The organism is Streptomyces sp. NPDC040410 (assembly GCF_055595715.1).
The window spans coordinates 186,887-209,386 of record NZ_JBVIVK010000007.1 but is presented as its reverse complement, the minus strand read 5'-3'; the positions used below and the strand labels follow the sequence as shown (position 1 = coordinate 209,386).

The following is a 22,500-nucleotide window of genomic DNA, read 5'->3' as shown; positions in this document are numbered from 1 at the left end:
TGTTTTCCACGGCTCGGCCACCTGTGCGCACCCGTCTCGCCACTCTCGGCGATCGGAGGTCGTCGGCATGCGAAGCCGCGAACTCGACCCGAGTGCGTCGCCGTTGGACTGCCACGGCTCTGAGCTGCGCAGGGCACGGGAGGCGGTGGGGCTCACGTTGGCGCGGCTCGGGTCGGTCGTCGAGCCCGTCCCCAGTCCCACCGAGCCTCACCACGCCGCGACAACCGTCAGGAAGCCGTCCCCGCGCCCACTGCCTTCGCCCGCCCCACCTGCGTCCGCACCGCGCCCATGCTCGCCGCGATGACGAGCGCGATCGCGGCGGCCTCCATCGCGGACAGGGCCTGGTCCAGGATGAGGAAGCCCGCCGTCGCCGCGATGGCCGGTTCCAGGCTCATCAGGATCGCGAAGGTCGAGGCAGGCAGGCGGCGCAGGGCGAGGAGTTCGAGGGTGTAGGGCAGGACGGAGGAGAGGAGCGCCACCGCCGCTCCCAGGCCGAGCGTCACCGGGTCGACGAGTTTCGCCCCGGACTCGGCGATGCCCAGCGGCAGGAAGAGGACCGCCCCCACCGCCATCGCCAGCGCGAGGCCGTCGGCCTGTGGGAAGCGGCGACCCGTGCGGGCGCTGAAGACGATGTACGCCGCCCACATCGCGCCCGCGCCCAGCGCGAAGGCGACGCCCGCCGGGTCGAGGTCGCCGAAGCCGCCACCCCCGAGCAGGAAGACGCCGGCGAGGGCCAGCCCGGCCCACACCAGGTTGAGCGCTCTTCGCGACGCCACGACGGACAGGGCGAGGGGGCCGAGGACCTCCAGCGTGACGGCCGGGCCCAGCGGGATGCGGGCGACCGACTGGTAGAAGAGGCCGTTCATCGCGGCCATCGTGATGCCGAAGACGATCACCGTGCCCCAGTCCGTGCGCGAGTGCCCGCGCAGGCGGGGGCGGCAGACCAGGAGCAGGACCACGGCCGCCACGAGCAGCCGTAGCGCCACGACGCCCAGTGCGCCCGCCCTCGGCATCAGCATCACCGCGATCGCGCCGCCGAACTGCACCGAGACGCCTCCGGCGAGGACCAGACCGACGGGCCCGAGGGAGCCTGAGCGGTGCGGGGCGCCGGACGGGGCGGGCGTGCGGCTCGTCGCGGGGACGGCCGACGGGATGGCGCTGGGGGTGCTCACGGGGCCTTCCGGGGTATCGGCTTGCGGCTCGTCCATCTTGCTGTACGTCAGAGTCCAGGGTAATAGACTTAGTCAGGCGTGCAAACCCTTTATGCGACTGTCCCGCGCGAGCCGGCCCCGTCGGCTCAGCGCCGGGCCATGTACAGATCCAGCGCCTTGTGGAGCAGCCGGTTCAGCGGGAAGTCCCATTCACCGAGGTACTCGACGGCCTCTCCGCCCGCGCCCACCTTGAACCGCAGCAGGCCCAGCAGATGGTTCGACTCCTCCAGCGTGTCGGTGATGCCCCGGAAGTCGTAGACGGCGGCGCCGAGCTCGTGGGCGTCGGTCATCATCCGCCACTGCATGGCGTTGTTGGGCTGGACCTCGCGCTTGCGGCTGGTGGAGGCGCCGTAGGAGTACCAGACGTGGTCGCCGACGGTCAGCATCGTGGCCGCGGCGAGGACGTCGCCGTCGTGGTGGGCGAGGTAGAGCCGCATGCGGTCGGGGTCCTCGGCTGTGAGGGCGGTCCACATGCGCTGGAAGTAGGGCAGCGGGCGGGGGATGAAGCTGTCGCGCTCGGCGGTCTCGGTGTACAGCTCGTAGAAGGCGGGCAGGTCCTCGTGGCCGCCGCGGACGATCTTGACGCCTGCCTTCTCCGCCTTCTTGATGTTGCGCCGCCACTGCTGGTTCAGGCCGCTGTGGATGTCCTCCAGGGACCGTCCGGCGAACGGGACCTGGCAGACGTACCGGGGCTGTCCTGCGGCGAAGCCGTCCTCGCTGCCGGGCTCGCTCTGCCGCCAGCCCGCGCGCCGCAGCCGGTCGGCGATGTCGGCGGCACGCGGCTCGTAGGAGGTCGCCTGCGCGTCCCGCAGACGCCGGGCGTCCGGGTCGGCGATCGCCGCCTTGACCGCGTCGGGGCTCCAGCGGCGTACCACGACGGGCGGCCCCATCTTCACCGAGAAGGCGCCCCGCCCCTTGAGGTACGCGAGCATCGGCTCCAGCCAGCGGCCGAGGTCGGGGGCGTACCAGTCGATCAGCGGGCCCTCGGGCAGATAGGCGAGGTACTTCTTCAGCCTCGGCAACGGCCGCATCAGCACGAGCCCCGCCCCGACGAGCCGCTCCTCACCCCGGCCCTCCTCGAACCATCCCAGTCGCTCCGCCCGCCAGTCGGGCTTCACCTCGCCCCAGGAGGGGAGCTGCATGTGACTGGCGGAGGGGCGGGACGCGACGAACGCGAGGTGCTCGCCGCGGGAGACGGGCCGCAGGCGGAGGGTCATGGGCGGGGCTCCTTCCAGTGGCTGATCTTGTCAGCGTAGGTCGTCGGAGTCCGTCTCCCGGGATCAGCCGCGGCCGTCCGGGGATCAGCCCCGCCCGTCCCGGGAATCCGACGCCTCCAGCCCCTCCGGCAGCCCCTCCGCCAGCACCTCCGCCAGATGCCTCCCGCGCACGCCCGCCAACTGCTCAAGCTGCGTACGGCACGAGTAGCCGTCCGCCAGGACCACCGTCCCGCCCGCCGCGCCCCGTACCGACGGCAGCAGCTGGTCCTCCGCGCACGCCCGCGACACCTCGAAGTGGCCCTTTTCGAAGCCGAAGTTGCCCGCGAGGCCGCAGCAGCCGCCGCTCAGGGCTCCGGTCAGGCCCGCCGCCTCGCGCAGGCGGAGGTCGGCCGCGTCGCCGAGTACCGCGTGCTGGTGGCAGTGGGTCTGGCCGACGACCGGACGGTTCAGTGCGGGAGGGGTCCAGTCGGGGGCCAGCCGCTCCAGTGCCTGTGCGAACGTGAGGACCCGGGCGGCGAGGCGGGCCGCGCGCGGGTCGTCGTGAAGCAGTTCGGGCAGGTCCGTGCGGAGGGCGGCGGCGCAGCTGGGCTCCAGGACGACGACCGGGACGTCGGTCTCCAGAAGCGGTGCCATCAGGTCGAGGGTGCGGCGCATCACCGTACGGGCGCGGTCGAGCTGGCCCGTCGACACGTAGGTGAGGCCGCAGCAGACCCGGCCACGGCGGGCGGTCAGCGGGCTGAAGCCGACCGATCTGCCCTCCGGCGACCTCTTCATCCGCAGCGTCGGCGGGAGAACCGCCGAGACGCCCGCCGACTCCAGCACGCGCACGGCCGCCTGCCCCACGGACGGCGAGAGGTGCTCGGTGAAGGTGTCCGGCCACAGCAGGACGGTCTCGCGCGGCCCGTCGCCGAACGGCCGCCGCCCGGCCGCCGGCAGCCGCACCCGCTCCTCGATCCGCCTCCCCCACAGCCGGCTGAACGTCTGCGCCGCCACGCGCGGAATCTCCCGCTCGGGATCGATCCCACCGAGCCGCTTCGCCGCCCGCGCGAACAGCCGTACCGAAGCGAGCGCGTTGACCACCCGGGCCGCGCGCAGACGCGCCACCCAGCGCAGCCACACCGGCAGCCACCCCATCGTGTAGTGGGCGGCCGGGCGGCGCCGTCCCCCGTAGTGGTGATGCAGGAACTCCGCCTTGTAGGTGGCCATGTCGACCTCGACCGGGCAGTCGGACCGGCAGCCCTTGCAGGACAGGCACAGGTCCAGCGCGTCGCGGACCTCGGCCGACCGCCAGCCGTCCGTCACCAGCTCACCCGCGAGCATCTCGTGCAGCAGCCGGGCACGCCCGCGCGTGGAGTGCTCCTCCTCGCCGGTCGCCCGGAAGGAGGGGCACATCACCGCCGGGCCGGACACGGATGTCGTACGGCACTTCGCCACGCCCACGCAGCGGCGCACCGCCGCCGAGAAGTCCCCGCCGTCCCCCGGGTAGCCGAAGGCGACATCCACGGGTTGCCGCGGCAGGGCGGAGAAGCGGAGGTTCGCGTCGAGGGGCGCCGGGCGGACCAGCATCCCGGGGTTGAGCAGGTCGTCCGGGTCCCAGACACCCTTCGCCCGCTCGAACAGGGCGACCATCTCCGCGCCGTACATCCGGGGCAGCAGCTCGGCGCGCGCCTGCCCGTCCCCGTGTTCGCCGGACAGCGAACCGCCGTGCGAGACGACCAGCTCGGCGAGCTCCTCCGAAAAGCGCCGGAAGCGGGCGATCCCCGCCCGGGTGATCAGGTCGAAGTCGATGCGGACGTGGATGCAGCCGTCCCCGAAGTGGCCGTACGGCGTGCCGCGCAGACCGTACGCGGCGAGCGTCCGCCTGAAGTCCCGAAGGTACGCGCCGAGCCGGGCCGGCGGCACCGCGCAGTCCTCCCAGCCGGGCCACGCCTCCGTGCCGTCCGGCGTGCGCGTCGCCGTACCGCTCGCGTCCTCGCGGACGCGCCACAGCGCCCGCTGCCCGGCCGGATCCGTCACCACCAGCGAGTCGACGACGTCGGCCGCCCGCACGACCGCCTCCGCACGCGCGCGTGCCTCCCCCTCCGACTCCCCGCCCGTCTCCACGAACAGCCAGGCCCCGCCCCTCGGCAGCGCGGCGGCGGACGGCACCAGGTCCGCCGCCATCCCCTCCACGGTGAGCGGCCGGTGCGGCAGCAGTCCGGCCGCCGCTTCGGCGGCCGCGCTCTCGTCGGGGTACGCCAGCACGGCGAGCGCACGCGCGCGGGGCGCCTCGACCAGTCGTACGGCCGCCTCCGTCAGCACGCCCAGCGTGCCCTCCGAACCGCAGAAGGAGCGGGCCACGTCGGTGCCCCGCTCCGGAAGCAGGGCGTCCAGCGCATAGCCGGAGATACGGCGGGGCAGCTCGGGAAACCCGGTGCGCAGGCGCGCCCGCTCGCCCTCCACCAGCTCCCGCAGGCCGCCGGGCGCGCCGGCCCAGCCCTGCCCGAGCCGCAGCCGCTCCCCGCGCGCGGTGACCACCGACAGCTCACGCACGCTGTCCGCCGTCGTCCCCCACGCCACCGAGTGGGAGCCGCACGAGTTGTTGCCGATCATCCCGCCGAGCGTGCAGCGGCTGTGAGTGGCGGGGTCGGGGCCGAAGCGGAGCCCGTGCGGGGCGGCGGCCTCCTGGAGGCGGTCCAGGACCAGCCCCGGCTGCACGACCGCCGTACGCGCCACGGGGTCGACCGACAGCAGCCGGTTCATGTGGCGGGTGAAATCCAGCACCACGCCCGTGCCGGTCGCCTGGCCCGCGATCGACGTACCGCCGCCGCGCGCCACGACCGGCACGCCGTGCCGCCGGCACACCTCCAGCACGGCCGCCACGTCGTCGGCGTCCCGAGGGGCGACGACGCCGAGGGGGATGCGGCGGTAGTTGGACGCGTCCATGGTGACCAGCGCCCGGGAGGTGACGTCGAACCCCACCTCACCCCGGACGGCTCCGCGCAGCTCCGCATCGAGAGCCCCGACGGCCTCGTCGTCCTCCGCATTCGTCATACGTCAAGGATGCACGCGACCACTGACGGTCACAGACCGCCCGTGGGACCCGGTGAATTCCCCCAGAGTCCAAGCAGTGGAAGAGTCGTCTCACCGAACGGACAAGTTTCCGTCCGGTTTCACCGAAGAGATACCCTCCGCCTCGTGGCTGAGATCCAGATTCCCTCTGACATCAAGCCCGCGGACGGACGTTTCGGCGCGGGTCCCTCCAAGGTGCGGACCGAGGCGCTGGACGCCCTCGCCGCGACAGGCACGTCCCTTATGGGTACCTCCCATCGCCAGGCCCCGGTCAAGAACCTGGTCGGCAAGGTCCGCGAGGGCCTCGCCGAGCTGTTCTCCCTCCCCGAGGGTTACGAGGTCGTCCTCGGCAACGGCGGCTCCACCGCCTTCTGGGACGTCGCGACGCACGGCCTGATCGACAACAAGTCGCAGCACCTCAACTTCGGCGAGTTCAGCTCCAAGTTCGCCAAGGCCGCGAAGCTGGCCCCCTGGCTGGCCGAGCCCACCGTGATCTCCTCCGACCCCGGCACGCACCCGGAGCCGCAGGCGGAGGCGGGCGTCGACGTCTACGCCTTCACCCACAACGAGACCTCCACCGGTGTCGCCGCCCCCATCAAACGCGTGCGGGGCGCCGACGAGGGTTCCCTCGTCCTGGTGGACGCCACCTCCGGCGCCGGGGGCCTCCCGGTCGACATCGCCGAGACCGACGTCTACTACTTCGCCCCGCAGAAGTCGTTCGCCTCCGACGGCGGCCTGTGGATCGGCATCTTCTCCCCGGCCGCGATCGAGCGCGCCGAGCGCGTCCACGCCTCCGGCCGTCACGTCCCGGAGTTCTTCAGCCTGCCGACGGCGATCGACAACTCCCGCAAGAACCAGACGTACAACACCCCGGCGCTGGCCACCCTGTTCCTCCTCAACGAGCAGCTGGAGTGGTTCAACGGCCAGGGCGGCCTCGCCTGGTCCACGGCCCGCACGAAGGACTCCTCGACCCGCCTGTACAGCTGGGCGGAGGAGAGCAAGTACGCGACCCCGTTCGTCGCCGACCCGGCCAAGCGGTCCCAGGTCATCGGCACGATCGACTTCGCCGACGAGATCGACGCCGCCGCCGTCGCCAAGGTTCTGCGCGCCAACGGCATCGTCGACACCGAGCCCTACCGCAAGCTCGGCCGCAACCAGCTCCGCATCGCCATGTTCCCGGCGGTCGACCCGGCGGACGTCGAGGCGCTGACGAAGTGCGTCGACTACGTGATCGAGAAGCTGTAGCCGTCTCCGCTACGACGCTGAAGGGCGCCCGGCGAACACCGGGCGCCCTTCGTCGTGCGCAGGCTCATGCCGCCGTCGGCCTGGAGGTGTTCGTCGCCCGCCGGACCGCGCAGGGCGGAGGGGCGGCACGTACGAGGGAACAGCGGGCGCAGGGCCGAGAGTCACGACCGCCGGAACAGCCGCCGGAGTCCGAACACGGCCGCGCAGGCGACCGCCACGGCGAGGGCACCGACCTTGTAGTCGTCGCTTCCGCCGTCGCCTTCCGCGTCCGACGAACTGCCGCTCGACGAAGGTGACCTGGAACCGCCGTCCCCGCTGTCCCCGGGCGCGTCCTCGGCCACGACCTCGCTGTCCGCGCCCTCGGTGCCGAGCATGAGCTTCGTGCCGTCGGCGGAGTAGCTGACGGACTCCCCCTGTCCCAGGGGGACGCTGAGCCGCCCCTCCCGCTTGATCTCGCCGCCGTTCCAGGCGTACCAGATACCGCCGAAGTAGCCCCTTACGGCCAGTTGCTTCCCGTCGGGGGAGAAGGCGGCGTCGGTGGCCCACAGGTCGACGGCGGCGGCCGGCTCGAAGACGTTCGTACCGGACGGGGAGAGGTTGGCGGGCCCCTCGTACAGATGCCCGCCGTCCTCGTTCTTGTCGATGATGTAGACGCGCCCGGTCTTGGGGTGCACGACGAGCGACTCGGCGTCCCGGGCCCCGTCCGAGTACTTCACGACGTACTGCGTGGCCCGGATCGTCTGGTCCTTGAGCTCCTTGGGCTCCGTCAGCCGGTATATCCACACGTAGTCCCAGCTGCCGCCGAGGTTGTCGCCGATGTCGCCGACGTAGATCTGGTCGTCGGGCCCGATGGAGATGGCCTCGACGTCGCGTGGGGTGCCGACGCCGGTGAGGGTGATCCGGGCGACCGTCTTGCCGGTGGCGCTGTCGACGGCGTAGAGGTAGGGACCGTCGTCGCTGTCGTTGTGCGTCCAGTAGATGCCGGGGTGGAGGCGCGAGGCGGCGAGTCCGCTGGACTCCGTGATCCGGGGGTCCGAGATCGTGAACCCCTCGTCTCCGTCCGCGGCGGCTGCCGGAACGGCGAGCACGCCGGTGAGGAGGCCCGCGGCAAGGAACGCAAGAGAGCGACGCATGCCCCCAAGCCTGCCATCCCCGCCTCCTGTTCAGCGGGCGTGTCCGGCCTCACACCCCGCCCGTCGCGCTGATCGTCCATCATGAGCGGATGCTCAGGTTCATGCCCGTCGGCGACTCCATGACCATCGGAAGCGCAGGCGAACACACATGGCGTTACCGGCTGTGGCAGCACCTGCGCGAGACGTACGGCGGCCCGTTCGCTCTCGTCGGCCCGCGCGAGACGCTGCACGACAAGGCGACGGACGCCCCCACCTCGTACGAGTACGCCGACCCGGACTTCCCGCGCGCCCACCTCGCGGGCTGGGGCGAGGGCTGGCTGCACATGGCCCCGCTGATCGGCGAGGCGGTCCGGACGCACCGGGCCGACGTCCTGCTGGTCTCCCTGGGCCTGATCGACCTGGGCTTCTACACGAACGCCGAACAGACGGCGGAGAACGCACGGAACTTCGTCACGCAGGCACGGGCGGCCAACCCGCGCGTGCGGATGGTGCTGCTGCCGGTGATCCCGAACGTCCGCGCCGAGTCGGACACCGACTTCCACGCGCAGGTCGCCCGCTTCAACGAACTGCTCGCGAAGACGGCGGCGGACCTGGACGAACGCCGGTCGCCGCTGCTGGTGGCGTCGACGCCGGCGTCGTACGACATCTACACGGACACCTACGACGGCACGCACCCCAACGCGAGCGGCGAGCACAAGATCGCGGCGGCCTTCGCGGACGCGATGCACCAGGCCTGGGACCTGGGCGAGCCCTACGCCGCCTGACCCCGGCCAGGCATCCGACGGCAGGCCCGGCCGGCGCCCCCGACTCCCGTGTCGGCCGAGGCCGCGGCGGCCACCACGCGAAACGGCGCGCTCAAGACGTCACCAGGCGAACGCTTCCGGGGAGGGGCCCGGGCTCGGGAAGATCTCGTCGAGGCCGGCCAGGAGTTCGTCCGACAGTTCCATCTCGACCGCCCGCAGCGCGGACGCAAGTTGTTCCGCCGTACGCGGGCCGACGATCGGGCCCGTGACGGCGGGACGGGTGAGGAGCCAGGCCAGGGCCGCCTCGCCGGGCTCCAGGCCGTGCTTGTCGAGGAGGTCCTCGTACGACTGGATCTGCGCGCGGGCGGCCGGGTCCTTGAGGGTGTCGGCCGCGCGGCCGGAGGCGCGGCGTCCGCCCACGACCTCCTTCTTGATGACCCCGCCCAGCAGACCGCCGTGCAGCGGCGACCAGGGGACGATCCCGAGGCCGTACTCCTCGGCGGCCGGGATGACCTCCATCTCGGCGCGGCGCTCGGCGAGGTTGTAGAGGCACTGCTCGCTGACGAGACCGATGGTGCCGCCCCGCTTCGCGGCGATCTCGTTGGCCTGGGCGATCTTGTAGCCGGGGAAGTTGGAGGACCCCGCGTAGAGGATCTTGCCCTGCTGTACCAGCACGTCGATGGCCTGCCAGATCTCCTCGAAGGGAGTGGCGCGGTCGACGTGGTGGAACTGGTACACGTCGATGTGGTCGGTCTGCAGCCGCTTGAGCGACGCGTCGACGGCCCGCCGGATGTTCAGCGCGGAGAGCTTGTCGTGGTTGGGCCAGGCCGCTTCGCCGTCCGCGGCCATGTTGGCGTACACCTTGGTGGCGAGGACGACCTTGTCGCGGTTCACGGCGCTCTTCGCGAACCAGTTGCCGATGATTTCCTCGGTACGGCCCTTGTTCTCGCCCCAGCCATAGACATTGGCCGTGTCGAAGAAGTTCAGTCCCGCGTCCAGCGCCGCGTCCATGATGCCGTGGCTGTCGGCTTCGTCGGTCTGCGGTCCGAAGTTCATGGTCCCGAGGACCAGCCTGCTGACCTTGAGTCCCGTGCGTCCGAGCTGCGTGTACTTCATGAGTCCCCAGCGAACTCCTTCGAGTCCGCTCAAGGCAAGGGTCCCATTCGGCGCTTGTCAGCACTGTCGCCCCACTGGCGCCCGTCGTGGCGGCGGTCTCTCGGAACTACCTTCCGAGCGCCGCCGCGAGCGCCACCACGACGAACATCAGCACAAGCGCACAGGCCATGATCCGGTTCCGGGTTTTCGGGTCCACGTACTCGAGACTAACCGGCCGCTCCGAGCGGCCACCGGGCGACCGCCTCGTAGCGGGGCTGCTCCCCCGGCACCCCCGACTTCGGCAGGTTGCTGCGCATCAGCACCAGCTCCGTCACCGTCCAAGGGTGGCTCGCGAACGCGCGGAGCGCGTCGACGTACGGCCGTACGTCGGCCGCGTCCCGGCTGCGGGCCACCGTCAGGTGGGCCTTGTAGCGGCGGTGCTCCCCCGTCGGCAGGCCCGCCTTGCGCGCCGCCGCCTCGGCGCGGCCGGCCAGCAGGCGCATCGCCTGTACGTCTCCCTCCGCGCCGACCCACAGCGCACGGCCGCGCCCGAACTGGCCGCCGCCGCGCAACGACAGCGGAAAGGGGTCCGTCGTGTGCGCCACGCGCTCCAGACGGGCCGACAGATCAGGTACGAGGTCGTCGTCGCCCTCTCCGTAGAACGCGAGCGTGAAGTGCCAGCCGGGGCGGCCGGTCCAGCGCAGCCCGTCCGCACCGGGCAGCTTCTGCAACGCGGCCACTTCGGCGGCGAGTTCGCTGGTCACGGCCTCGGGGGGCAGCACGGCGGCGAAGAGTCTCATGGGCTCAGTCTGCCTGCCGCACGCCAGCGTTCGGGCGTGTCATGGTCACCGTGCGTATCGTTGTACTGCGCGGCTGCACTCGAACGAGGAGCAGCCGGTGAGGAGCGCCAGATGACCGTCCTTGAAGACAGGATCGTGATGGCCGAGAGCGACAACACGCGTCTTCTCGACGAGATGTTCGATCGGCTCGAGGAGATGCACATCCCCGAGGGATACAAGGTCGAGATCGTCGAGGGGACCATCGTCATGTCACCGCAGCGGGACACGCACTGGCAGATCACCCTCGACATCATCGAGCAGTTGCGCGCCAAGTACGCCCGCAAGCGCCTGAAGTCAGATGTCCGCATCGACTACCCGGGGCACCTCAACGGATTCGCGACCGATGTGACGCTGATGGCCGAAGGCGCTGCCCAGACGGAGGAGGGCCGTTGGCGCTACGAAGACGTCGAGTTCGTAGCCGAGGTGATCTCCAAGGGTACGGCCGCCAACGACTACGGCCCGAAGAAGGCCGCCTACGCCACCGCAGAGATCCCCGTCTACCTGATCGCTGACCCGTACCAGGGCAGGTGCCACATCCACACCCACCCCAAGGACGGCGACTACGCGACCGAGACGAAGGTCACCTTCGGAGACGACGTGGACCTCACCGGCACCGTGGTCGACCTCACCCTCAGAACCGACGAGTTCCCCCGCGACTGACAGCCCGGCGAGCTACGCCACCGCGGCCGGCTCCTCCAGCTCCCGCGGCACGAACCGCAGCCGCGGGTGCCCGTCGTTCCAGCCCACCGACAGCCGTAGGTTGCCCACGCGCGCCAGGATCAGGCCGATCGTGACGGCCGCCGCCGCGGCGATGGCGCCGCCGACCGCGAGGCCCGCCCGGACGCCGTACGCGTCCGTGATCCAGCCGGCGACCGGCGCGCCCACCGGCGAGCCGCCGAGGAAGACCATCATGTACAGGGCCATGACGCGGCCGCGCATGGCCGGGTCGGTGGTCATCTGGATGCTGGTGTTCGCGGTGACGTTGACCGTCATGCCGAACATGCCGATCGGGGCCATGAGCAGGGCGAACAGCCAGAGTGAGGGGGCGGTCGCGGCCACGAGCTCCATGGCGCCGAAGGCCGCCGCCGCCGCGATCAGCACCCGCATCCGGGCCGTGCCGCGACGGGCCGCCAGCAGCGCGCCCGCCAGGGAGCCGATCGCCATCAGCGTGTTGAAGAGGCTGTAGGAGCCCGCGCCCGCGTGGAAGACGTCGTCGGCGAAGGCCGACAGGTAGACGGGGAAGTTGAAGCCGAAGGTGCCGATGAAACCGACCAGGACGATGGTCCAGATGAGCTCGGGGCGGCCGGCGACGTAGCGCAGGCCCTCCCGCAGCTGTCCCTTGCCGCGCGGGGCGCGCTCGACGACGTGCAGTTCACGCGCGCGCATCAGCAGGAGGCCTGCGACGGGGGCGACGAAGGACAGGCCGTTGAAGAGGAACGCCCAGCCGGTGCCCACACCGGTGATCATCAGGCCGGCGACGGCGGGGCCGACCAGACGGGCCGACTGGAAGTTCGCGGAGTTCAGGCTGACCGCGTTCTGCAGCTGGCCCGGCCCGACGAGTTCGGAGACGAAGGACTGGCGGGCCGGATTGTCGACGACCGTGGCGAGGCCGACGGCGAAGGCGGCGAGGTAGACGTGCCAGACCTGGACGTGACCGGAGATCGTGAGGACGGCGAGCGCGAGCGCGGTGACGGACATCGCCACCTGGGTGACGAGCAGTGTGGGGCGCTTGCGCAGACGGTCGACCAGGACACCGCCGTACAGGCCGAAGAACAGCATCGGCAGGAACTGCAGGGCCGTGGTGACGCCGACGGCGGTGGAGGAGCCGGTGAGGCTGAGGACCAGCCAGTCCTGGGCGATGCGCTGCATCCAGGTGCCGATGTTGGAGACGACCTGGCCCATGAAGAAGAGGCGGTAGTTCCGGATCTTCAGCGAGCTGAACATCGAGGACCTGCGGGTGGTACCGGCAGGGTCGGGGGTCTCGGGGGTGGACTGGGAGTCGTGGGTGGTCGGTGCGGGGGCGGAGTCTGCTCCGGGTCCCGAACTCAAACGGGTTCGCCTCCTCGGTACATGCTTCTTACAGGTGTGCGAGCTTCTCCAGTACGGGGGCGGCGGCGCGGAGTTTCGCCCACTCGTCCTCGTCGAGGCCGTCGACCAGGGTGGCCAGGAAGGCGTTGCGCTTGCGGCGGCTCTCCTCGAGCATCGCCTCGGCCTGCTCGGTCTTGCTGACCACCTTCTGGCGCCGGTCCTCGGGGTGCGGCTCCAGACGGACCAGACCCTTGGCTTCGAGCAGCGCCACGATGCGGGTCATCGACGGCGGCTGTACGTGCTCCTTGCGGGCGAGTTCGCCCGGGGTGGCCTTGCCGCAGAGGGACAGGGTGCCCAGTACCGACATCTCGGTGGGGCTCAGCGACTCGTCGACCCGCTGGTGCTTGAGCCGACGGGAGAGTCGCATCACGGCGGAGCGAAGGGAGTTCACGGCGGCAGCGTCGTCGCCATGGGTAAGGTCCGGCATCTCTTTAGGGTAACTCATTACTCTCGCTAAACAAGCTGGGGCGCGCCGGGATTCCCGTGAGACCCGCCACTGAAACCCGAGCATCACCCTTACGAGTGAGCTGGCTCCGGAAAGTGACGCAACGCGGGGTGCGGTCCGACGACCCTCGTGTCATGGGGACCAGCGTGCTCAGCCTGCGGATGGACGGGGAGCTGCTCGAACGGCTCCGGCACCATGCGGCGAAACGGGGAATGAGCGTCCAGGACTATGTGGTCCGGACGCTCATCCGCGACGACTTCGACGAGCGGTTCCAGACCGCCGTCGAGGAGACGGAGAGGTTCTACGGGGTCAACGGGGCCACCTGACCCCGGCGGTTCCGATGACCCCGGCGCTCAGGCCAGGCCCAGCGCGCTGACACGGAGACGCCATCTCCGCGCGTAGATCCGATCGCCTCGTAAGCTGTCTGCATGGCGAAGTGGACCCCCAAGCACGAGGCGCCGGAGCCCCTGGAGGGCCCCGTTGTCGCCACCATCATCGGCGGCACGATCGTCTGGTTCGTCCTCTTCCTCGTCCAGCTCCCCTTCTACGGCTGGTTCGACGACCACGGCCACACCTGGTGGGTGTGGACATGCCTGGCCGGCAGCGGCCTCGGACTCATCGGCATCTGGTACGTCCGCAAACGCGACGCGGCGATCAAGAGGGCGGCGGCCGAGGCGGAGGACGAAGGCGCCAAGGCCCCTGCTGCGGAGTAGGTCAGGGCCCGTGCTGCGGAGTGGCCGGCACCCCGTACAACCACGGCACCACACCGCCTCCCCTCCCCTCATCCCCAGGTCGGATCTTCCGCGCACTCGGCGGGTGAAGCCGTGAAACCGCACGTACCGTCGGATGCATGACGCACATCGACGCGGGCGCCGGACTCGATCCCGTGCACCCCGCCCCGGTCCGGGCGGTGGCCGCGACCGGTCTGACCGCCGCCGAGGTCGCGGAGCGGGTCGCGCGGGGTCAGGTCAACGATGTGCCGGTGCGCAGCAGCCGCACCATGGGCGAGATCGTCCGCGCGAACGTCTTCACCCGGTTCAACGCGATCATCGGCGTGCTCTGGCTGATCATGCTGGTCGTCGCGCCGATCCAGGACAGCCTCTTCGGCTTCGTGATCATCGCCAACACCGGTATCGGCATCGTCCAGGAGTGGCGTGCGAAGCAGACCCTCGACTCACTGGCCGTGATAGGCGAGGCCCGGCCCACGGTACGGCGGGACGGCGTCGCCTCCGCGGTCGGCACGTCCGAGATCGTGCTCGACGACCTGATCGAGATCGGGCCCGGGGACAAGGCCGTCGTCGACGGCGTGTGCGTCGAGGCCGACGGGCTGGAGATCGACGAGTCACTGCTCACCGGCGAGGCCGACCCCGTAGTCAAGCGGCCCGGTGACCAGGTCATGTCCGGGAGTTTCGTCGTCGCCGGCGGGGGCGCCTTCCAGGCGACCAAGGTCGGGCGCGAGGCCTACGCAGCCCAGCTCGCCGAGGAGGCCTCCCGCTTCACCCTCGTCCACTCCGAGCTGCGTTCCGGCATCTCCACGATCCTCAAGTACGTGACGTGGATGATGGTCCCGACCGCGATCGGCCTGATCATCAGCCAGCTCGTCGTGAAGAACAACGACCTCAAGGACTCCGTCGCGCGCACGGTCGGCGGCATCGTGCCCATGGTCCCCGAGGGGCTGGTGCTCCTGACCTCCGTCGCCTTCGCCATCGGCGTCATCCGCCTCGGCCGGAAACAGTGCCTCGTCCAGGAGCTGCCCGCCATCGAGGGCCTCGCCCGCGTCGACACGGTCTGCCTCGACAAGACGGGCACCCTCACCGAGGGCGGCATGGACGTCACCGAGCTGCGGGCCCTGGGCGGCAGCGACGAGACGTACGTACGGAAGGTCCTCGGCGCCCTCGGCGAGTCCGACCCCCGGCCGAACGCCTCGCTCCAGGCCATCATCGCCGCCTGTCCGGACGCCGAAGACTGGCGCTGCACCGAGTCACTCCCCTTCTCCTCCGCCCGCAAGTACAGCGGCGCCTCGTTCAGCGAGGGCAACGGCGAGGCCAGTACGTGGCTGCTCGGGGCACCGGACGTGCTGCTGGACAAGGACGACCCCGCCCTCGCCGAGACCGAGAGGCTCAACGAGAAGGGCCTGCGTGTGCTGCTGCTCTCCCGTGCCGCACGTGACCTCGACGACCCCGAGGTCGGCAAGGGTGCCCGGCCCGCCGCGCTCGTCGTACTGGAACAGCGGCTGCGCCCCGACGCGGCCGACACGCTGCGCTACTTCGCCGAACAGGACGTCCACGCCAAGGTGATCTCCGGGGACAACGCGGTCTCGGTGGGCGCGGTGGCCTCGAAGCTCGGGCTGTCCGGCAGCACCGTCGACGCGCGTCGGCTGCCCGGCGAGAGGGACGACATGGCGAAGGCCCTCGACGACGGCACGGTGTTCGGGCGGGTCACCCCGCAGCAGAAGCGGGACATGGTGGGCGCCCTGCAGTCGCGCGGCCACACGGTCGCGATGACCGGCGACGGCGTGAACGACGTACTGGCCCTCAAGGACGCCGACATCGGGGTGTCCATGGGGTCGGGGTCCGAAGCGACCCGGGCCGTCGCGCAGATCGTGCTGCTCGACAACAGCTTCGCGACGCTTCCCTCGGTGGTCGCGGAGGGCCGGCGAGTCATCGGCAACATCACCCGGGTGGCCACGCTCTTCCTGGTGAAGACGGTCTACTCGGTGCTGCTGGCCGTCCTGGTGGTGTGCTGGCAGGTGGAGTACCCGTTCCTGCCGCGCCACCTGACCCTGCTGTCCACCCTCACCATCGGCGTCCCGGCGTTCTTCCTCGCCCTCGCCCCCAACAAGGAACGGGCGAAACCCAACTTCGTACGGCGGGTCATGCGGTACTCGGTCCCGGGTGGAGTCGTGGCGGCGGTGGCGACCTTCGCCACCTACCTGATCGCCCGTCACCACTACACCGGAAGCGGCGCGTTGGACGCGGAGACCAGCGCCGCCACGCTGACGCTGTTCCTGGTCTCGATGTGGGTGCTGGCGATCATCGCCCGCCCCTACACCTGGTGGCGGATCGCCCTGGTGGCGTCGATGGGCGCGGCGTTCCTGCTGGTGCTGGTGGTGCCGTGGCTGCAGCACTTCTTCGCGCTGAAGCTGGTGGGCATGACGATGCCGTGGATCGCGGTCGGCATCTCGGCGGTGGCGGCGGTCGCCCTGGAGGCGCTGTGGACGTGGGTCGACCGCCGCGTTCCCGCGTAGCGCCCGGCGTCGACCGGGGACCCGGCGCCGTCGTTTCCGCGCCCCCGAATGGGGCCCTACCGCACGTCGACGAAGTCACCCGTGCGTCGACCGCCGGGAGGCGTTGACCATCAGCTTGGGCTGGCGCTGGAGCTTGGTGGTGGCCGGCCCGTCCTGCCCGGCGTAACCGGCCTCAGTCGAACCAGCGGTCCCGGGCCAGCTCTGCCGTGCGGGACGGGTCCTCCAGCAGCGCCGCGACCTCGAACCGCCGTGGCCACTGTCCAGCCGCCCAGGCCAGGCCCGCGGCCACGCCCTCCAGGGTGGCGGCGTGCAGCGCGCCGTCGTTCGTCAGCCGCCAGTCGATCTCCACGCCGTCGACGACGAGTTCCTCGTGCTCGACGAACGTGTCCGGGGTGCGCGGGCCGAGCAGGACCCGTACCGGCTCCGGTACCTCGTGCTCGGTGCCCTCGGAGTCGACCTCGCCCGTGACGGACTCGCTGAGGCGCCGCACCTGGAAGAGTTCCGCGAGCTCGGCGGCGCGCTGCGGCCGTACGGGGAGCAGCGGGACACCCTGCGTGAAGGGGAGGAGGTCGGGCGAATCGACCACCACCGCCTCGGCCGCGTCCACGACCTCCACGCGTCCGTCGACGACGGCCCGCAGCTCGTCCGGCAGGGTCACCTGCTCGGGGTCCAGCTCTGCCAGCGAGCCGTAGAGGGCGTGCAGCTGGGCGGCGGTGACGTCGCGGTCCGGGTCGGCCAGGCGGTCCAGCAGTTCGGCGGCGCCGCCCGGCTCGTCGAGCAGCGCGGCCACCGACGTCCTGACGCCCAGCGCCCGCAGCACCTGCTCGTCGTCGAAGCCGGTCGCGTCGGCCTCGTCGTACAGGCCGCGCAGGAGCGGGTCGCCGCCGGCCGCCAGCAGGCCGGCGGGGCGGCGGCCGGCCAGGACCGGGTGCCCGCGCAGCCACCACGCCGTGTAGGGCCGTACGACTTCGTGCGTGCCGTCCGGCAGCAGGATCCGCACCGGCTGGACGAGAGCGTCACGCAAGGGGGGTTGCGACAGCAGAGCAAGGGCTCGGGGCCACCTGTCCTCGTCGACGAGGTCCAGGTCGCGCACGGCGACCAGCTCGGTGGCGACCGGCGGCACGGGGGTGTCCGGGAAGCGGTCGAGGATGTCCTCGCTCCACACGTCGACGGCGTCGAGCAGGCCGGCGTCGTCCGGTTCGGCGAAGTCGCCTTCCCGCGGCTCCAGTTCGTCCGGGTCGAGGACGACGTCCGTGGCGCGGACCAGCGCGAAGTTGGCGAGCACGCCACAGGCGGCCAGCGGGTGTTCGCCCCACTTCTCAGCCAGTTCGGCGTCCACGAAGGCCAGTTCGTCCTCCCGCATGACCTCGGCGAACGGGCTGCCGGGGAGGACGAGTTCGCCCGCCGGGGACAGCTCCCCGTCCTCGTCGGGCAGGGCGAGGGCGCCGAGCCAGGGCTCGTCGCCGGGCTCCAGGCCCGCGTCCCGGACGAGGGCGAGGACGGTGTCGGCGAGTTCCTCCGCGTCGGGCGCGTCCTCCTCCCAGGCAACGCCGCCCCCGTCGTCCAGGGAGGCCGCGACGGCGGCCCGCACCTGGGGGGTGGTCAGCACGGCCCGGGGAGTCGCGGGCAGGGCGCCGAGCTTCTCCAGCAGCGGGTGGGCGGCCTCCTCGTGGGCGACCTTGAGGCCGAGCCGGGCGAGGACCTCCGCATCGACGGCGGGGGCGTCCGGGGTGGGCAGGAGGACCTGGCGCGGCCCGATCGTCGTACGCCCGTCGGCGAGCGGCACGGGCAGGCCGGAGAGCCGGTCGGGGTCGACGCCGGCCAGGCTGTCGTACAGCCGCCGCCACCAGCCGGGGTCCTTCTCCAGGCCCGCCAGCCGGTCGATCGCGTCCGTCAGCGGAACGCGGGCGACGCCCAGCGTCCGCAGCTCGACGCGCCGTTCGAGCCCGGCGGGCAGCAACGTGGGCAGCACCTCGGCGATGACGCGCACCGTGTCGGCGCCCGCGCCCTCCACCACCTCGGCGTCGCGGGGGCGAAGGGATTCGGGCAGCTCGTCGTCGGTCTCGTGGCCCGCGGGCTCTGCGGCGGGCGGGAGGAACGACGTGCGGGGCAGCCGTTCGAGGATGGCCTGCCGCAGCGCGCCGTCCAGCTCGCCCTTGCCCAGGGGGCCGGGCACCAGGCCGATGACTCCCTCGGTCACCGGCCGCCAGCCGGCGAGGAGTTCGGCGTACGCGTCCGCCGCGCGCTGGACGAGGAAGTCGGTCAGCGGGCCGGGCGCGGCGTGCCGGCGGGTGGTGTCCAGCGGGAAGGAGGCGATGAGGAGGGCGGGGACGCCGAGGGGCTCGTCGCTGGGCGTGGGGGCGTGGACGTACGGGCTGGTGCGGGGGCGGGCCGGGGCGCCGTCGTCGGCGGTGGGCACGGCCCAGGTGACCGACCAGTGGGGACGCAGCCGCTCCTCCAGGGGACGGTCGGCGAGGAGGTCGGGCGTGAGGGGTCCGTGCGCGGCGGCGGTACGCCAGCGGGTGGTGCCGTCCCGCGAGTCCTCCACGACGGTGTGGGCACCCTCGGTGCGGCGGCTCAGGGTGCGGACGGCGTCGGTCTCGACCACGACCTCTTCGAGGCCCGGGAGGGCGAGGAGGAGGGCGTCGTCGACGGCGTCGAGGAGGCGCTCGGCGAGGTCGGCCGCGGCCGTGTCGCGCAGCGGCAGGATGACGGCCGTGTCGTACGGGTCGGGGGCGGTGCCCTCGGCGGCGAAGGGGAGCCTCAGAAGAGGGACGTGACCGTCGCGGCGGCGGATCTCGTCGCCGAGCCCCGGGCTGTGCCGGGCCGTGTCGGCGGCCAGCTCGCGCGCCTCGGCGAGGGACCAGCGCACACCGCCGTGGCGGCCGACGACCGCGGGCTCGTCGGTGACGGCGAGGACGGCGGCGAAACCGACGCCGAAGCGGCCCACCGCGCCGGCCACGCTGTCGGCGGGGCTTCGCTTGGCGGAGGCACGGAGAGTGGACAGCGACTCCACACCGGCCGCGTCGAGGGGCGCGCCCGTGTTGGCGGCGACGAGGACGCCGTCGCGGAGGGTGAGACGGAGACGGCCGGGCACGCCTGCCCGGGCTGCCGCGTCGGCCGCGTTCTGCGCGAGCTCGACGACCAGCCGGTCCCGGTAGCCGCCGAGGACGAGATCCTCCTCGGCGTTGGCGTCCTCGCGGAACCGTGCCGGGCTGGTGGCCCAGGCGTCCAGCACGCCACGGCGCAGACGGGCCGTCCCGAAGGGGTCGGCGCCTTCGGCCGCCGGCCGCACGAACTTGCTCACGTTGACTCTCCTCATCGGCGTGACGATGAAGGTACCGCGCGGCGGCACACCCGCGGTGACGCGCCGGAGGCCAGGACGTGGCCCGCTCGGCCCGTCCGGCGCTTGAGGACGGGCCGTTCAGGCCGAAGGGGGTCTGAGGGCACGGCCCCCGGGAGGCGCACCCCCACACACCCGCAGACCTACGAGTGCCCCAGTTCCGCCGCGTCCTCGTCGGAGACGACCGGTACGGAACCGGAATCCGCCGCCGGCCGCAGCGGGAACGGGTCCACCCTCGTCTCGTCGATCACCGGCGGAGCCGGCTGCGGCGGCTTGGGCATGACCGCCGCCTCGGAGTGGCCGCCACAGCCGTACGTCACGGACACCACACGGCCGTCGGCCGGAGAGAACTCGTTGGCGCAGACGCCGAAGGCCTGCCCCAGCGATCCGCCGATCGGGACGAGGAAGGCACAGCTCACGCAGGACGCCGGGGCCGCCTGTGCCATCGGGGTCTTGGGGCCGTACGCCTCCTCCCAGCGGTCGGCGGCGACATGCAGCCCGTAGCGGGAAAGGACCCGGGCCCGGCGCATGCCGAGTTCCTCGGCGACCGCGGCGATCGAACCGCGCGCGGGGGCGACGGGAAGGCGCGCCGGAGGCGCCTCGGTGACCTCCAGGTCCTCGGCCTCGACCAGCTCGGCCATCTCCTGGGACACGGCGGAGTTCGGCGGCGGCTCGTCCTCGCCGGAGTAGCCGGGCTCCAGCCGGAGATCCTCGGCGTCCGTCGGAAGGAGGTCGCCGGGACCCATGTCGCCGGGGCGCAGGCGCTCGCTCCACGGCACCCATTCGGGCGCGAGCAGCGCGTCCGGGCCGGGCAGGAGGACGACCTCGTCCAGGGTGACGACCTTGGCGCGCGACGCCCGGGCCACCGTCACGGCCCAGCGCCAGCCGCGGTACCCGAGTTCCTTGCACTCGAAGAAGTGCGTGACAACGCGGTCGCCCTCGGGCTCCAGTCCCGCGTGCTCGCCGACGACGCCGGGTGCGGCTGCCTCCTCGGCTGCGGCGCGGGCGAGGTCGACGGCCTCGGCGCACAGGCGGTCGGTGGTGCGGCTTCGCGTGGTCGCTGCGCTCACAGGTATCGCTTCTCTCCTACGCCGTCTCTCTGGTGCGGCTGCCTCTGGCGGCGGGGCGGACGGAGCGGACCCGGGGACCGCGTCGACGTCCGCGCCCGATCGCACTCGGGCGCACCTGTACCACCCATTCTGCGGGATGGCTGAGATACGCACGCTACCTGTTCGTCGGCGCTCGGCCTACACCGACCGACCTGTTCGCCGCTTCGGGCGGGTGTTTCGCGCACCCCCACCCGAGTCACTCGGCGCCAAACGCGCCGCAAACCGCACTACGTACGCCTTTCTCGGGGCACTATGACGTCGTGGCAGCCGCGAGGACGCCCCAGGGAGCCACCGGGGTCGGTGGATCCAAAGGGATCAAGGGGAGCAGCCGGGACAGCGGGACGGGCCGGGTACGCGGCTCCCTCCGCTCCGTCGGCCGTGTCCTGCACTTCCCGGTGACGGGTCCGGCCCGCGGAATCCGCAAGGCGACCCACGCGCAGGGCGCGGGCGAGTCCGGCCTCGGCAAGCTGATCGAGCTGCACGGGGTGAACGGCGCCGGCGACGTCATGATCACCGTTGCCCTGGCTTCCACCGTCTTCTTCTCCGTGCCGACCGACGAGGCCCGCGGGCGCGTCGCCCTGTACCTCGCGATCACCATGGCGCCCTTCACCGTTCTCGCGCCGGTCATCGGGCCGCTCCTCGACCGTCTCCCGCACGGCCGCCGTGCGGCGATGGCGGGCGCGATGCTCGCCCGGGCGCTGCTCGCGCTGATCCTCGCCGGGGCCGTCTCCAGCGGCAGCCTGGAGCTCTATCCCGCGGCGCTCGGCGTGCTGGTCGCGTCGAAGGCGTACGGCGTGGTCAGAAGTGCCGTGGTGCCCCGTCTTCTGCCGCCCCGCTTCTCCCTGGTGAAGGCCAACTCGCGGGTCACGCTCGGCGGTCTCCTCGCGACGGCCGTCGCGGCGCCCGTCGGGGCGGGCCTGCAGGCCCTCGGGGCGCGGTGGCCGCTGTACGGCGCCTTCGTGATCTTCATCGCGGGTACGTTCCTGTCCTTCTCCCTGCCGCCGAAGGTCGACTCGGCGAAGGGCGAGGACACCGCGCTGCTCGCCGCGGACGAGCAGCACCTGCACGGGCCGCACCGGCGGCCGGTCAAGCGACCCGGGCTACGGACGGTCGGTATCGCCGTGACCCATGCCCTCGGTGCCAACGCCTCCCTGCGCTGCCTCTCCGGCTTCCTGATCTTCTTCCTCGCCTTCCTGCTGCGGGAGCACCCGCTGACCGGCGAGAGCGCGGCGGTGTCGCTGGGGATAGTGATCGCCGCGGCGGGCGTGGGCAACGCGCTCGGTACGGCGGTCGGGGCGTGGCTCAGGTCGAAGGCACCGGAGATCATCATCGTGACGGTCGTGGCGTTCGTGCTGGGCACGGCGATCACAGGCGCGATCTTCTTCGGCGCGTTCCTGGTGGCGTGTCTGGCGGCCATCGCCGGGTTCGCGCAGGCGCTCGCCAAGCTGGCCCTGGACGCGCTGATCCAGCGGGACGTGCCCGAGCAGGTGCGCACGTCCGCGTTCGCGCGCTCCGAGACGATGCTGCAGATGGCCTGGGTGCTCGGCGGCGCGATCGGCATCGTGCTGCCGCTGAACGGCCGGCTCGGCCTGTCGGTGGCCGCGGGAATCATCGCCGTGGGCTGGCTGACCACCGTCCGGGGCCTGCTGAGCTCGGCCCGGCAGGGCGGTGCCTCCCGGCCGCGTGTGGCCTAACGGACGGGCCACGCCGCACCCCGCGTAGGGGGACGGCTGG

At 72.0% G+C, this 22,500-nt stretch carries 17 protein-coding genes and 1 pseudogene; 8 read left to right on the top strand and 10 right to left on the bottom strand.

Features of this window, described 5'->3' with window-relative positions; all coding sequences use genetic code 11:
* Positions 1-67 precede the first annotated feature (67 nt).
* Positions 68-181, top strand: a pseudogene (locus ACZ562_RS17290) (XRE family transcriptional regulator); the annotation flags it as partial.
* Between the two features lie 46 nt (positions 182-227).
* Here ACZ562_RS17290 and ACZ562_RS17285 read toward each other — a convergent pair.
* From ACZ562_RS17285 to ACZ562_RS17275, 3 genes are all read right to left on the bottom strand, one after another.
* The gene (locus ACZ562_RS17285) at positions 228-1,208 is read right to left on the bottom strand and encodes an EamA family transporter (protein WP_471179349.1); all 981 of its coding nucleotides are present in this window, start codon (positions 1,206-1,208) and stop codon (positions 228-230) included.
* A gap of 89 nt (positions 1,209-1,297) precedes the next feature.
* Complete coding sequence (locus tag ACZ562_RS17280; protein ID WP_471179346.1) at positions 1,298-2,428, bottom strand: lipid II:glycine glycyltransferase FemX; 1,131 nt, start codon at positions 2,426-2,428, stop codon at positions 1,298-1,300.
* An 84-nt stretch (positions 2,429-2,512) separates the two neighbouring features.
* A complete protein-coding gene (locus tag ACZ562_RS17275) occupies positions 2,513-5,461 on the bottom strand; it encodes an FAD-binding and (Fe-S)-binding domain-containing protein (RefSeq protein ID WP_471179343.1) in 2,949 nt (982 codons plus the stop codon).
* Between the two features lie 144 nt (positions 5,462-5,605).
* Here ACZ562_RS17275 and serC point away from each other — a divergent pair, with 144 nt between their 5' ends.
* Positions 5,606-6,724 carry a phosphoserine transaminase gene (serC, locus tag ACZ562_RS17270; protein ID WP_471179341.1) on the top strand — a complete coding sequence of 373 codons (1,119 nt, stop codon included), beginning with the start codon at positions 5,606-5,608 and terminating at the stop codon, positions 6,722-6,724.
* Between the two features lie 161 nt (positions 6,725-6,885).
* Here serC and ACZ562_RS17265 read toward each other — a convergent pair whose 3' ends face one another.
* A complete protein-coding gene (locus tag ACZ562_RS17265) occupies positions 6,886-7,857 on the bottom strand; it encodes a WD40 repeat domain-containing protein (protein WP_471179338.1) in 972 nt (323 codons plus the stop codon).
* Positions 7,858-7,946: 89 nt separating this feature from the next.
* Between ACZ562_RS17265 and ACZ562_RS17260 the strand changes: the two genes are divergently transcribed.
* Positions 7,947-8,621, top strand: coding sequence for an SGNH/GDSL hydrolase family protein (locus ACZ562_RS17260; RefSeq protein ID WP_471179335.1), 675 nt, complete (start codon positions 7,947-7,949; stop codon positions 8,619-8,621).
* A 99-nt stretch (positions 8,622-8,720) separates the two neighbouring features.
* Here the strand turns inward: ACZ562_RS17260 and ACZ562_RS17255 are convergent, their stop codons facing one another.
* Positions 8,721-9,716: an aldo/keto reductase gene (locus ACZ562_RS17255; RefSeq protein ID WP_471179332.1), complete on the bottom strand. Its 996-nt coding sequence runs from the start codon at positions 9,714-9,716 to the stop codon at positions 8,721-8,723.
* Positions 9,717-9,922: 206 nt separating this feature from the next.
* Positions 9,923-10,495: an RNA 2',3'-cyclic phosphodiesterase gene (gene thpR / locus ACZ562_RS17250; RefSeq protein ID WP_471179329.1), complete on the bottom strand. Its 573-nt coding sequence runs from the start codon at positions 10,493-10,495 to the stop codon at positions 9,923-9,925.
* 111 nt (positions 10,496-10,606) lie between these two features.
* Between thpR and ACZ562_RS17245 the strand changes: the two genes are divergently transcribed.
* The gene (locus tag ACZ562_RS17245; protein WP_471179326.1) at positions 10,607-11,194 is read left to right on the top strand and encodes a Uma2 family endonuclease; all 588 of its coding nucleotides are present in this window, start codon (positions 10,607-10,609) and stop codon (positions 11,192-11,194) included.
* 12 nt (positions 11,195-11,206) lie between these two features.
* Here ACZ562_RS17245 and ACZ562_RS17240 read toward each other — a convergent pair whose 3' ends face one another.
* Together ACZ562_RS17240 and ACZ562_RS17235 are read right to left on the bottom strand one after the other, a co-directional pair.
* The gene (locus ACZ562_RS17240; RefSeq protein ID WP_471179324.1) at positions 11,207-12,583 is read right to left on the bottom strand and encodes an MFS transporter; all 1,377 of its coding nucleotides are present in this window, start codon (positions 12,581-12,583) and stop codon (positions 11,207-11,209) included.
* Positions 12,584-12,611: 28 nt separating this feature from the next.
* The gene (locus tag ACZ562_RS17235; protein ID WP_471179321.1) at positions 12,612-13,049 is read right to left on the bottom strand and encodes a MarR family winged helix-turn-helix transcriptional regulator; all 438 of its coding nucleotides are present in this window, start codon (positions 13,047-13,049) and stop codon (positions 12,612-12,614) included.
* A 152-nt stretch (positions 13,050-13,201) separates the two neighbouring features.
* Here ACZ562_RS17235 and ACZ562_RS17230 point away from each other — a divergent pair, with 152 nt between their 5' ends.
* The 3 genes from ACZ562_RS17230 (at position 13,202) to ACZ562_RS17220 (ending at position 16,314) form a co-directional block, all read left to right on the top strand.
* Entirely contained in the window at positions 13,202-13,393 is a 192-nt protein-coding gene (locus ACZ562_RS17230) for a ribbon-helix-helix protein, CopG family (protein WP_471179318.1), read from the top strand.
* Positions 13,394-13,495: 102 nt separating this feature from the next.
* Positions 13,496-13,780 carry a DUF2530 domain-containing protein gene (locus ACZ562_RS17225; protein ID WP_471179315.1) on the top strand — a complete coding sequence of 95 codons (285 nt, stop codon included), beginning with the start codon at positions 13,496-13,498 and terminating at the stop codon, positions 13,778-13,780.
* 137 nt (positions 13,781-13,917) lie between these two features.
* Positions 13,918-16,314 (top strand): HAD-IC family P-type ATPase, encoded by a 2,397-nt coding sequence (locus tag ACZ562_RS17220; RefSeq protein ID WP_471179312.1) that lies wholly within the window; start codon positions 13,918-13,920, stop codon positions 16,312-16,314.
* A gap of 172 nt (positions 16,315-16,486) precedes the next feature.
* On the opposite strand, the gene ACZ562_RS17215 is transcribed toward ACZ562_RS17220, so the two are convergent.
* Complete coding sequence (locus ACZ562_RS17215; protein WP_471179309.1) at positions 16,487-19,621, bottom strand: sacsin N-terminal ATP-binding-like domain-containing protein; 3,135 nt, start codon at positions 19,619-19,621, stop codon at positions 16,487-16,489.
* A gap of 179 nt (positions 19,622-19,800) precedes the next feature.
* Positions 19,801-20,727 carry a DUF3027 domain-containing protein gene (locus ACZ562_RS17210; protein ID WP_471179306.1) on the bottom strand — a complete coding sequence of 309 codons (927 nt, stop codon included), beginning with the start codon at positions 20,725-20,727 and terminating at the stop codon, positions 19,801-19,803.
* A gap of 299 nt (positions 20,728-21,026) precedes the next feature.
* Here ACZ562_RS17210 and ACZ562_RS17205 point away from each other — a divergent pair, with 299 nt between their 5' ends.
* A complete protein-coding gene (locus tag ACZ562_RS17205; RefSeq protein ID WP_471179303.1) occupies positions 21,027-22,460 on the top strand; it encodes an MFS transporter in 1,434 nt (477 codons plus the stop codon).
* Positions 22,461-22,500 lie beyond the last annotated feature (40 nt).

Coding starts and splice junctions, on each gene's coding strand:
- ACZ562_RS17285 (WP_471179349.1), bottom strand. CDS start 1,208: ATGGACGAGCCGCAAGCCGATACCCCGGAAGGCCCCGTGAGCACCCCC.
- ACZ562_RS17280 (WP_471179346.1), bottom strand. CDS start 2,428: ATGACCCTCCGCCTGCGGCCCGTCTCCCGCGGCGAGCACCTCGCGTTC.
- ACZ562_RS17275 (WP_471179343.1), bottom strand. CDS start 5,461: ATGACGAATGCGGAGGACGACGAGGCCGTCGGGGCTCTCGATGCGGAG.
- ACZ562_RS17265 (WP_471179338.1), bottom strand. CDS start 7,857: ATGCGTCGCTCTCTTGCGTTCCTTGCCGCGGGCCTCCTCACCGGCGTG.
- ACZ562_RS17260 (WP_471179335.1), top strand. CDS start 7,947: ATGCTCAGGTTCATGCCCGTCGGCGACTCCATGACCATCGGAAGCGCA.
- ACZ562_RS17255 (WP_471179332.1), bottom strand. CDS start 9,716: ATGAAGTACACGCAGCTCGGACGCACGGGACTCAAGGTCAGCAGGCTG.
- thpR (WP_471179329.1), bottom strand. CDS start 10,495: ATGAGACTCTTCGCCGCCGTGCTGCCCCCCGAGGCCGTGACCAGCGAA.
- ACZ562_RS17245 (WP_471179326.1), top strand. CDS start 10,607: ATGACCGTCCTTGAAGACAGGATCGTGATGGCCGAGAGCGACAACACG.
- ACZ562_RS17235 (WP_471179321.1), bottom strand. CDS start 13,049: ATGCCGGACCTTACCCATGGCGACGACGCTGCCGCCGTGAACTCCCTT.
- ACZ562_RS17230 (WP_471179318.1), top strand. CDS start 13,202: ATGGGGACCAGCGTGCTCAGCCTGCGGATGGACGGGGAGCTGCTCGAA.
- ACZ562_RS17225 (WP_471179315.1), top strand. CDS start 13,496: ATGGCGAAGTGGACCCCCAAGCACGAGGCGCCGGAGCCCCTGGAGGGC.
- ACZ562_RS17220 (WP_471179312.1), top strand. CDS start 13,918: ATGACGCACATCGACGCGGGCGCCGGACTCGATCCCGTGCACCCCGCC.